Source organism: Klebsiella sp. Q11 (genome assembly GCF_964241505.1).
Classification (GTDB): Bacteria; Pseudomonadota; Gammaproteobacteria; order Enterobacterales; family Enterobacteriaceae; genus Klebsiella; species Klebsiella michiganensis.
This window is the reverse complement of sequence record NZ_CAXSXW010000013.1, coordinates 57,093-69,128: the sequence shown is the minus strand read 5'-3', so window position 1 is coordinate 69,128 and position 12,036 is coordinate 57,093. Positions and strand designations below refer to the sequence as shown.

Annotated in this window: 6 protein-coding genes; all 6 read right to left on the bottom strand. The window is 60.1% G+C overall.

Features of this window, described 5'->3' with window-relative positions:
• Nucleotides 1-70: 70 nt before the first annotated feature.
• Complete coding sequence (gene ispG / locus ACESQ2_RS20285; protein ID WP_004104485.1) at nucleotides 71-1,192, bottom strand: flavodoxin-dependent (E)-4-hydroxy-3-methylbut-2-enyl-diphosphate synthase; 1,122 nt, start codon at nucleotides 1,190-1,192, stop codon at nucleotides 71-73.
• Between the two features lie 26 nt (nucleotides 1,193-1,218).
• Nucleotides 1,219-2,190, bottom strand: coding sequence for a cytoskeleton protein RodZ (gene rodZ / locus ACESQ2_RS20280; RefSeq protein WP_025106603.1), 972 nt, complete (start codon nucleotides 2,188-2,190; stop codon nucleotides 1,219-1,221).
• A gap of 277 nt (nucleotides 2,191-2,467) precedes the next feature.
• On the bottom strand, nucleotides 2,468-3,634 hold the full coding sequence (locus ACESQ2_RS20275) for a bifunctional tRNA (adenosine(37)-C2)-methyltransferase TrmG/ribosomal RNA large subunit methyltransferase RlmN (protein WP_224260666.1): 1,167 nt from the start codon (nucleotides 3,632-3,634) through the stop codon (nucleotides 2,468-2,470).
• A 352-nt stretch (nucleotides 3,635-3,986) separates the two neighbouring features.
• Nucleotides 3,987-4,418, bottom strand: coding sequence for a nucleoside-diphosphate kinase (gene ndk, locus ACESQ2_RS20270; RefSeq protein WP_004114414.1), 432 nt, complete (start codon nucleotides 4,416-4,418; stop codon nucleotides 3,987-3,989).
• 170 nt (nucleotides 4,419-4,588) lie between these two features.
• On the bottom strand, nucleotides 4,589-6,913 hold the full coding sequence (pbpC, locus tag ACESQ2_RS20265; RefSeq protein WP_373171167.1) for a peptidoglycan glycosyltransferase PbpC: 2,325 nt from the start codon (nucleotides 6,911-6,913) through the stop codon (nucleotides 4,589-4,591).
• The gene (locus ACESQ2_RS20260; RefSeq protein ID WP_373171165.1) at nucleotides 6,914-11,860 is read right to left on the bottom strand and encodes an alpha-2-macroglobulin; all 4,947 of its coding nucleotides are present in this window, start codon (nucleotides 11,858-11,860) and stop codon (nucleotides 6,914-6,916) included.
• Between the last annotated feature and the right edge of the window lie 176 nt (nucleotides 11,861-12,036).

Here is a 12,036-nt window from a genome sequence, read left to right as displayed (position 1 = left end):
AAAAATGAACCCCGGCGCCTCGCGCCCGCAGGTTCAATCATACACGGGAAGCGTATCGCTTCCCAACACGTTATTTCGCTTCAACCTGCTGAATATCGATGCGACGCGCCTCATCAAGCATCGATGCTTTAGCGCGAATACGCGCTTCCAGCTGATCGATCATATCGTCGTTATCCAGTCTGTCTTTACGTACGCCGTCTTCGTACAGGCCGCTTTTCTTGTTGCCGCCGGTCACGCCGAGGGTGGAAACCAGCGCCTCGCCGGGACCGTTTACCACGCAGCCAATGATCGAAATATCCATCGGCGTAATGATATCTTCCAGCCGCTGCTCCAGCGCGTTAACGGTACCGATAACGTCAAACTCCTGACGTGAACATGTCGGACAGGCAATGAAGTTGATCCCGCGAGAGCGAATGCGCAGCGACTTGAGAATATCGAAGCCCACTTTGATCTCTTCAACCGGATCCGCCGCCAGGGAGACGCGCAGCGTATCGCCGATCCCTTCAGACAGAAGCAGGCCGAGGCCGATCGCGGACTTCACCGCGCCGCTGCGCGCCCCGCCCGCTTCGGTGATCCCGAGGTGCAGAGGCTGATCGATCTGTTTCGCCAGCAGGCGGTAGGATTCAACCGCCAGGAACACATCGGAAGCTTTCACGCTGACTTTAAACTGATCGAAGTTGAGACGATCGAGGTGATCGACATGGCGCATTGCCGATTCCAGCAGCGCCTGCGGGGTGGGTTCACCGTATTTTTCCTGGAGATCTTTTTCCAGAGAGCCGGCGTTCACCCCGATACGGATAGGGATGTTTTTATCGCGAGCGCAGTCCACCACCATGCGGATACGCTCTTCGTTGCCGATATTGCCCGGGTTAATGCGCAGGCAATCAACGCCGTATTCCGCTACCTTCAGGGCAATGCGGTAATCGAAGTGGATATCGGCAACCAGCGGTACGCTAACCTGCTGTTTGATAAGCTTGAACGCTTCCGCCGCGTCCATCGTTGGTACCGAAACGCGCACGATATCCGCGCCAACGCGCTCAAGGGCTTTAATTTGATTTACCGTCGCCGCCACATCGGTGGTGCGCGTGTTTGTCATCGACTGTACGGCGATGGGAGCGCCATCGCCAATCGGCACATTCCCAACGTAAATTCGCTTTGACTTTCTACGTTGAATCGGAGCCTGGTTATGCATGAAAAATCTCCCGCGTTACCCGTCTGTTACTGCGCCGGTGATTGTTCGGCATTGAGGGTCAGACGTGCAACCTGGTTAGTTCTGATAAAACGACTCAAATCGACTGGTTTACCCAGATACTGTATCTGTACCGCCGCCGGGGCACCGATTTTCAGCTTATAAGGCGCCTGGCCGCTCAGATTGAGGTTACCGCCTTTACGCTGTAAACCGCTGAACAGCTTTTTACCGGTCGCATCGCTCACTTCCAGCCAGCAGTCGGCGGTAAAATTCAGCACCAGATCCTGGGCGGAGGCCGCCGCAGCGGTCACGTTTGCCTGGTCGGTCGGTAACGGCGAAGTTGCCGGCGCTGCCGCCGTATCGACGTTGGCCTGAGAAGGCGCGACAACGGCGTTATTCTCGGCCGGAGCCGGGGCCGGAGTCGACGCCGCTGGCGCCGGAGACGTTTCTACAGGCGCGCTGTTGGCGGCGGTATCCGGTGCAGAATTCGCCGATTGATTATCCAGAGGGATGCTTTGGCTGTTGCTATCGCCCGCATTCAGTTCGGCGGAGGATTGATCGGCCATCGTGGAGATCTCGTCCTGCTGCGCTTTGTGGTCCTGCCACCACCAGGCGCCGCTGAGGCCAATCACCACGAACAGCACCAGCCAGGTAAAGCTCATTAGCCAGCCGTCGCGCTTTTTACGGCGTTTACCCAGCGAGAAGCTCTGCATGGGGGCAACTTTCGCCGCCCGGATCGGAGCCTGCTTGGCCATCATCGGCAGCAGCTCTTCTTCAGGAATGTGCACAAGGCGGGCATAAGAGCGGATATAGCCGCGCAGGAAGGTTGAAGCAAGATCGGCGGGTGCCTTATCGTCTTCAATATCACGAACCGTGGAAACCTTCAGGCATAAGCGTTCAGCCACCGCCTGCTGGCTGAGCCCGAGTTGTTCGCGGGCATTACGCAGACGCGCGCCCGTGGTGTTTGCTTCTTGATGGTCTTGAGTGGCTTCAGTATTCATTCGCTACAACTACTGGTACGTGAAATTTAAAATTCAGCGCCGGTGACCCCGCGCCGCGAGACATCTGCTCAACGTCAGACAAACAGTATAAGTCCGTATGACCTGGTATCACAGAGACTTATCAATATTGAATGCTAAGCGGTTGTTGTACCGCTACATACTGCCTCAAAGTCGACAAAAACGCACCGTAATTATTAACCACAACAGCGTATTTCGCCCGGCGATTCCACATAAATATGCAGCGCACCGCCAGGGCTGTGCGCTGCATCATTGATTATCAGACCGCCTTCACGTCGATGGCTTCGCCCTGCATACGTTTACGCAGCGTACGCTTGGTACGGTCGATAACGTCGCCGGCCAGCTGACCGCAGGCGGCATCAATATCGTCGCCGCGGGTTTTACGCACGATCGTGGTGAAACCATACTCCATTAACACCTTGGAGAAACGGTCGATACGGCTGTTGGAGCTACGGCCATACGGCGCGCCCGGGAAGGGGTTCCATGGGATCAGGTTGATCTTGCACGGCGTATCTTTCAGCAGCGCGGCCAGCTCGTGCGCATGCTCGGTGCCGTCGTTGACGTGATCCAGCATGACGTATTCGATAGTGACGCGTCCCTGGTTGGCGTTGGACTTCGAAATATAGCCACGCACCGAGTTCAGGAAGGTCTCAATATTGTATTTCTTGTTGATCGGCACGATTTCATCACGAATGGCATCGTTCGGCGCGTGCAGAGAGATGGCCAGCGCGACGTCAATCATATCGCCAAGCTTATCGAGCGCCGGCACCACGCCGGAAGTGGAGAGCGTGACGCGACGTTTTGAGAGACCAAAACCGAAGTCGTCGAGCATGATCTCCATGGCCGGCACCACGTTAGTCAGGTTCAGCAGCGGCTCGCCCATCCCCATCATCACCACGTTGGTAATCGGACGTACGCCGGTGGTCTTCACCGCGCCGACGATTTTCGCCGCGCGCCAGACCTGGCCGATAATTTCCGAAACCCGCAGGTTGCGGTTAAAGCCCTGCTGGGCCGTAGAGCAGAATTTACACTCCAGCGCACAGCCCACCTGAGAAGAAACGCACAGGGTGGCGCGATCGTCTTCCGGGATATACACGGTTTCGACGCGCTGATCGCCAACGGCAATCGCCCATTTGATGGTGCCGTCGCTGGAGCGCTGCTCTTCAACGACTTCCGGGGCGCGGATTTCCGCGACTTCCTTTAATTTGCCGCGCAGAACTTTGTTGATGTCGGTCATCTCGTCAAAGTTATCGCAGCAGTAGTGATACATCCATTTCATCACCTGATCGGCGCGGAAAGGCTTTTCGCCCATGTTTTTGAAAAACTCGCGCATCTGCTGACGATTCAGATCCAGCAGGTTGATTTTGGCATCTTTGTTCGGCACCGTCAGTGCGGCGCTATCAGGTGTGACTATTTGTTCAGACATAATTGATTCCGGCCTCGTTATTACACGTTATGGCCCCTGGAGGGTTAAAAAGAAACGCCCCGGGAGCGACTGCTCAGCCGGGGCGCTGTATTCTACAAATTCTGGCCCATCAATACTACGTCTGCACGCAGCAATGATGAAAAAATCTGTAACTGCCAGGCAGCTCCTCGTGACCGGGGTGAACGCGCGCAGCCAACACCGCGACGGTCGAAAAGGCGACGAGGATGGTATCTCCAAAGTATTTTACGTCACGGCGAGGCGGCGAATTCGCAAATCCCGGGAGCATAGATAACTATGTGACCGGGGTGCGCGAATGAAGCCAACAAAGCGGTGGCGTGAAAGACGCGGGAGATTAGCGGGTGCGCGGGCAAACCTCGCCTTCAGCAAAGAAAAACGCGATCTCGCGCGCAGCGGATTCAACGGAATCGGAACCGTGGGTGCCGTTCTCGGTGAAGCTGTCAGCGTAGTCTGCGCGCAGGGTACCCGCCAGCGCGTTCGCCGGGTTGGTTGCGCCCAGCAGGTCGCGATGACGCTGAACCGCATTTTCGCCTTCCAGCACGGAAACCACGATCGGGCCGGAAGTCATGAATTCAACCAGACCGTCAAAGAACGGGCGACCTTCGTGCTCAGCATAGAAGCCGCGAGCCTGCTCAACGGTCAGATGCAGCATTTTGGTGCCAACAATTTTGAACCCTGCAGCTTCAAAGCGAGAAAAGATGCCGCCAATAACGTTTTTTGCCACCGCGTTTGGTTTGATGATGGAAAAAGTACGTTCAATAGCCATGATAACCTCTTTATATATGTTGTTCTGTTTTGCAGATGAGCAGATGAGACCGATAAATACGGCGCGAATTATAATCATCATCTAAGGCGATTGCCTATGTGTTTAGGTAACATTTTTTTAAAAAAAAGCGACCTTAAACAACAAATCCCGCCAATTAAGGCACGTTACGTTTATTGCACGGTGAAGTTCGCGGCAACAATTTGCCCCACCTCGTCCATCACTACCAGCTGATAACGGTCAGGGCGATCGATGTTAAGGGTCGCGCCGGCGCCTTCCACCTGCAGAGGCTCACCGTTAAGAAACCACCAGCGGCGCCCCTCCCCGCCGGTCGTTTGCAGCGGCAGCATCACCTTTTGCTCGCCGGGCAGCCGTTTAACCACCGCGCCTTCACGAAGACCGGAGAGCACCAGCGGAGCGGCATCCGCGGTTTGCACCGGCGGACACGCCGCCGAAACCGCAGGCAGCCTGACGCGACGCCGTTCGCCTGCGGGTAGCCAGGGTTCAAGCGGCAGCGGCCAGACGTCGAGGCTTTTCTCTACCGCGCCGGGGCAATCTGCCGCCACCCGCAGACCTTTCTCATTCAGCCACACCGGGAAGCGAATCCCGCGAATACCTTCCTGGCCGGGCAGCAGCAGGGTCGGCGGCTGGCTCTCATCGAGCAGCCAGGTGGCCAGCCGTCGGCGGCAGTTCGCGTCGCCCGCGGGTAAATTCTGCCCGCCGGGCCAGCAAACCGTCCCGGAGCTGACCGACGAAGGGCGAGGGTCGGCCGGCAATCCGCCGCGGCTCATCGCCGGGCGCGCCAGCAGCATATTATTCACCTGGTTCAGCAGCGGCACCGCGCTGGCGAAGCCAAACTGCCCGACGACCGGCGTGCCGTCGGGTCGTCCGGTCCAGATACCTATCAGATAGCGGGCGTTCACGCCGATCGCCCAGGCATCGCGGTAGCCGTAGCTGGTTCCGGTTTTCCACGCCAGCGGCACCACCTGCACCAGCGACGCATCGGGCACCGGCTGCGCTTCGCCGGCCAGTATGCGCCGCACGATCCACGCGGCGCCCGGCGACAGCAGCGGCCTCTCAACCAGCGGTGAGTCTGGCGTGATGCGCAATTGTCCCGCCTTACCATGGCGGGCGAACGCGCTGTACGCCGCCACGATATCCGCCAGACGCGCGCCGCCTCCGCCGAGGATCAGCGACAGATTCGGCTCCGCGCCGGCGGGCAGCATCAGCGGCAATCCGGCATTGCGTAGCCTGGCGGCAAAACGCTTCGGCCCGTAGGCCTCCAGCACCTGCACTGCCGGAAGGTTCAGCGAGCGAACCAGCGCGTCGCTGGCGCTCACCGGCCCGTGAAAACCGCTGTCAAAATTCCCCGGCCGGTAGTCGCTAAACCGTCGCGGCACATCCTGTAACAACGAAGCCGGATGGATCAGCCCCTCATCCAGCGCCATACCATAAACAAACGGCTTCAGAACCGAGCCCGGGGAGCGGATCGCCGAGACCATATCAATATGACCAAAGCGGCTATCATCGTTGATATCCACCGACCCTACCCAACCGCGCACCTTCATATTGGTATGGTCAACCACGATCATGGCTAAAGAGCTGCGCGGCGGCAGACGCGATTTCCAGTTCAGCGCCAGGTCTTCCAGCTGCCGCTGCAGTCCGGCATCCAGCGTCGTTACCACCTTCTCTGCGCGGCTGCTCGCCAGCGCGCGGCGGGCAAAAAGCGGCGCCAGCTGCGGCATCTGCCGCGGAAAGAGCCAGACGGGCTCTTCGATAGCTTCTCGTACCGGCAGCGATGGCCACACGCCCTGATTTTCCATCCGCAGCAGCACTTTATCGCGCGCCGCCTGCGCTCGCTCCGGCCAGCGATCCGGACGCAGCCTGCTCGGCGCCTGCGGCAGTACCGCCAGCAGCGCCGCTTCGCCATAGCTGAGCTGCGCGGGCGGTTTACCGAGATGGGCCCAGCTGGCTGCGCCTATCCCCTGCAGCGTACCGCCGAACGGCGCCCGGTTGAGGTAGAGCGTGAGGATCTCGCTTTTTGACAGATGCCACTCCAGCTGCAGCGCGCGCCATAGCTGACGCAGCTTGCCGCCGAAGGTTCGGGGATGCGGATCGAGCAGGCGCGCCACCTGCATGGTCAGGGTGCTGCCCCCGGAGATCACCCGCCCGGAAGTGAGATCCTGCCAGGCGGCTCGAACGATCGAGAACGGATTAACGCCGGGGTGATCCCAGAACCAGCGATCTTCATACTGGATCAGCGCCTGTAAATAGCGCGGCGAAACGTCAGCCAGGGTCACCGGATAGCGCCAGACGCCCTGCGCGTCGGCGAAACGCCACAGCGGCGTCCCGTCTTCCGCCACCACCACTCTGGCAGGCGTCACCTCGCGCAGCGGCAGCGGCCACAGGCGATCGGCGGCCAGCAGCAGCAGCCACAGCAAAAAAATAAACGCCGCCAGCCAGCGCCAGCGGCGTTTAATGCGCTTCAGTGCCCGCATTTAGGGTGCAACGGTGAGCGGTCCGCTGGCCGCGCCGGTTGCCCGCCACTGCGGCACGTACATTGACTCGACCTGCGGCTGCGGTACCTGATAGGTGCCCGGCGTCACCGCGCGCGCCAGATAAACCAGCGTCACCGGCTGGCCTTCATTGATAGCCACCGCGGCGACGAAGCGATCGTCGCGAAACTCAATGTGCTGAATATCGGCCTGCTGCATCTGGTTAAGCAGATTCTGCACCACCTCGCCGTTCTCCTGCAGGCTGGCGCTGCTGTTGGCCAGATTCTGGTTTTCCAGCTCCAGCCCCGCCGGGAGTAAATCCACCACCAGCGCGTCCGGGACGTTACGCTTAGCCGTCACTTCCAGCTTCACCAGCACCAGTTCGCCGCTGCGCAGCGAAGAGAGCGATTTCTGCTGGCCCTGGGTATCGAAAATTTGCCGTTCAATGCCGAGTACGTTGCCCCCCGGCTGCGGCGCGTTCTGCGGATAGCCGCTGCTGTCGAGACGGAGCCACAGCGGCTGCTGGCCGGTATTGGTCACCTGCAGGGCCGCCAGCTGGTCACCGGTCAGGTTGCGGGTTTGCGCTTTCTCGCCGGAGAGCGGTTCGGCCTGCACGGAGGTTTGCGCCTGCCAGCTGCCGGGGAGATCCTGCAGCGTACGCCCGGCCAGGAACAGGGCGTTACTCTCCTGCGTCGAGAGCCAGCGCTGGCCGTAGGCTTCGTCCGCCAGATGGCTGAGCAGCGTATTTTGCGCTTCCGGCAGCAGTTTGTTCTCCTCCAGCAGCGCCAGCTTCAGCGCATCATCGCGCAGCTCGCTGCCGTAATCGCCGAGCCAGCGGTTCGCGTCCTGCCGCGGCGTCGTCAGCGCCAGCTTCAGGGCTTCGTCGCCGCGCGGCGCATCGCCCATCAATTTCAGGGCCACGCCCAGCTGCAGCAGCGGCAGACCGGAACGCGCCTGGTCATGACGGCTCCAGACTTCGCGCAGCGCGCCGAGCGGCGCTTTCTGCTGCCGGGCCAGTACCAGCGCGGCGTAGGCCTGAGCGGCAAAGCGGCTGGCCTGGGCATCATCGCTATAGCGGACGGTCATCAGCCCCGGCTCCTGTAAATAACGCAGCAGGCGCTGGTTGCCGTTATTGACGGCGTTCGTTGGTACGCTGTAGCCCTGCTCGCCCGCCCGGACGAGGAAGTCCATCGCGTAGGCGCTCAACCAGTACTCCTCCGGCCCTTCTTTATCCCACAGGGCGAAACCGCCATCATCGCGCTGCATCTGCAGCAGACGAGAAATGCCGATATCCACCGCCGCGCGTCGCTTTTCATCGCTATCGCCGCCGATCCCCAGGGCTTTAAGCTGGGCGGCGTTGGTATAGAGCGACGGGAACAGCCCGCTGGTGGTCTGCTCCAGGCAGCCGTAAGGATAGGCTTTCAGGTCGCGTATATAGCGCGCCAGGTTCAGCGGCGGCTTACCGCTGAACACCAGCTGCCCCTGCAACGTGGCCGGCGAGAAGCCCTCGCTTTGCGCCGCCGGAGCCTGCCAGCTTTCACCCGGCTGGAGGACAGAGCCGGAATTCACGGTTTGCGCCGGGAAAGCCGGACGCACGCCCAGCTGCCACTGCTTCTGCATCGGCGCGAAGGTTTCACCCGGCAGGTTCAGGCCGCTGATGGTGGCATTCACCTGACCATCGCCAAAGCCTTGCTGCGCGCGAACCGGCACAAACAGGGTGCTGCGCGCGCCGGGAGCCAGATGCACCGGCGGTATTTCTCCCCCTTCAAGCTGCAGCAGACCGCTGGCGGCCAGCGCAACGTTGAGGGTCTGCGGCTTATCGGTCAGATTGCTGAGATCCAGCGCCAGGCGAGTGGTATCTCCGCTGGCGAGGAAGCGCGGCATATTCAGCTCGGCAATAACCGGCGCCGCCACGATCGTTTTTCCTTCGCTGCTGCCAAAATCCTCTGCGCTCCACGCCTGGGCCATAACCCGCAGTTCGCCGTTAAAGTCGCCAATCGGCAAAGTCACCGTCCCTTCGCCTTTCTCATCCAGCACCACCGGCTGCGCCTGCTGAGCGATAATCGTCACGTGATTAACCGGCGGTTTGCCGCCGCGTTTGAGTTCATCACCGTCGCCGCCGAAGCGCAGGCTGGCGAGTCTCCCCTGCCCTTCGATCACCTGACCATAGATATCGTAAATATCGGCGCCGTAGCGTTTCTGGCCAAAGAAGGCGTTCCACGGATCCGGCGTTGCATAGTCGGTGATATTGAGTACGCCGCTATCGACGGCGGAGAGCAGCACGTTAACCTGTTTCGGCGTCTCGCCTTCTTTGACGCTGGCCTTAACGTTGACCTTCAGCGGCTGGTTGGGGCGCATTTTATCCGGCGCTTCCAGCGTCAGGTTCAGACGGCGATTTTCATCGCCAAGCGGCAGATGCAGCAGACCCACCGCCCGTTTTGGCGTCGCGGACTGGGATTTATCCCCCGGACGAATCACCAGGGTGCTGAGGTAGAGGTCGTGACGATTCCACGCTTTATCCACCGGGATCGATAACTCCATCCCTTCCGCCGGGACGTCAATCTCCTGCCACCACAGCGGCCCTTCGCTTGATTCTACCAGCGCGTAGCCTTTACCGGCTGCCGGAGCGGCGATATGCAGCTTGATCGTATCGCCCGGTTTATAGGCCGGTTTGTCCAGCTTCATGGTGACGCGGTCCGGACGCGCCGCCCCCTGGCCATCGCTGTTATCCTGCCAGCTGTATCCGGCCCAGAAGCGCACGCTGCTGACCGCATCATCCGGCCCTTTAACTTCCAGGCGATAAGAACCCCACTCGACCGGGAAGCTCACTTTCGCCGTTTGTCCGGCTGAAATATCCAGCGACTCCTCGCCTTCCTGAAGATCTTTTTGATCGAACTGCGACTGCCAGCCTTCGCTCTCGGACCAGTTCCAGTAGTAGTCGCGGCGTTCGCGAATCAACCGAACCTGCAGCCCGGAGACCGCTTTCTTCTCACCTTTGGCGTCGGCATACACAATCTCAAACGCGGCGGTGCCGTTTTCATCCACCACCGGCTGCTTGATAGTGCTGTCGGTGCGATAGTCGTAAACCTCTTTCAGGGCAAATTCCGGTCGGATACCCGGCAGCGTTTCGGCCGGCCAGATCGGCTGCCTGACGGTGCGCGTGACCGGTCTGCCGCCGGATTCCAGCAGGCTGGCCTGCAGGATCACCTGCAGCGGCGAGCGGCTCTCCTGCCACTGGCTGGCGGCGGTGACTTCCGCATGTCCGCGATCGTCCAGGGTGGTCTGCACTTCATCCAGGCTGCGGGAAAGGTTCTCTTCGGCAATGTCGCCAAACTGGAAGCCCGGCAGCGCAGGCACCGCATCGCGCAGCGGACGCAGGAACAGTTTACCCTGCAGCGGGTTGCCGCTGGCCGGCGCGCCGTACAGATACGCCCCGCTCACGGCAAAGCTGACATCCGCAGCCGGCGAAACCGGGGCATTTTGCGGCGTGAGATTCAGCGCCATGCGCTCAGGCATAAAATCTTCAACGTGAAAATCCCACTCGCGCGGCTGGTTGTCGCCGGTGCTGGCGCGAATGTGCCACATCCCGGTCGCCGCGCCGCTATCGAGCGGATAAGTCAACTGATACAGGCCGTTAACCGGTTTGCTGACCGTCGAACGAATAACCTGGCCATCCGGCTGCACGACTTCCAGCTTCACCGGCTGCTCGGGGAGCGGTTTACCGTCACTATCGCGCAGTAGCGCGTTGAGAATAACCGTTTCGCCCGGACGATAGAGATCCCGTGGGCCAAACATAAATAGCTGCTTGCTGAAGCCCGGCGCGCCGGCGATGGAAAATTCAGCCAGGTCCAGCGCCGGAAGTTTGAGATCCAGCAGAGTGGTTTGCCCGTCCTTACGCGCTAGCAGCAGCGCCGCTTCTTTGTCCGTTTGCAGCGTCACGTGCCCCTGAGCGTCGCTCTTCGCCTGCGCCAGGGTTTGCCCTTTGGCGTTCAGCAGCTGCACATCGATACCAGACTGCGCCGCGCCGTTTTCCAGGCTCTGGGTAAAGACATCCAGCCGGTTGTGATAGCGGTGCGCGGATACGCCGATATCGCTGAGGGTGAACAGCGTCGCGGCGTTGCTATAGCTGTAGCGGCCCGCCTGGTTCATCACGGCGATATAGACGCCCGGCTCCTGCAACGGCTTGATATCCGCCAGCGGCAGCAGCAGTTTTTCGCGCGTATTGCGCGCCGGGTTAAGGTCAAAACGGCCGGTGTAGACCAGATCGGCCATCTTCAGCAGCTCGTCCGACTCCCAGTTGCTCAGGGAATTGCGGTATTCCCATTGGCTGACGAAGGCGGAGAGCGATTCAGGTTTGATGCGGAAAAAATTGACGTCGATGTTATCGACATTCAGCGCCATCACCGGCAGTCCGGCCACCACTTTCCCCGGCAGCAGCGAGCCGCGGCTGGCAAAGCCGATGCTCGGGGCAATATCGCGGGTGGTAATGGTTTTTTCAAAGCTGCTGTCAAAGGTCGCTTTATTCAGCGCCGCCAGGGTTGGATCTACCGATACAATCAGCTCGCGTTTTGGCTCAAGATGGCGAAGCCGCAGCTCTTTCAGGTTAGGCGCCAGCTCCCAGGCCCCATCGACTTTGCCGCTTTTTTTGTCGACCAGATGCACGCTGCGGGAGAAATCCTGATCCGGCTGCAGAGGGATTGAGAAGGTCAGCACCAGCGTCGACGCGCCGTCGAGCTGAACTTCAGAAGCATCCAGCAGCGTTAACGCTTTGCCTTTGCTTTTTTCAGCCAGCGCCGCCAGCTGGGCGCTGTCCGGCTTCGCGGGCGCGCTATCTGCCGCCGCGGATGGCGCCGACGCGACCGCCTGCTGTTTGCCGCTGTCGTCACAGGCGGTCAACGATAGCGCGGTAAGTAGCGCCAGAGATAGCGCCGCCAAACGAAATGGTTTCATCCTTCTAACCCCTCGGCCCGCAGGCCAGATAATTTCAGTGAACACATTATTATGCGTTAGCGGCAGAATTACCAATAGCGCGCTAGCAAGCAATATTGGTAGGGATCACGGGTAGCTGGAGTGGATTAATTTAACGGATATACCGCGCTACGATTTTTCTTATATCAACTTTTAAT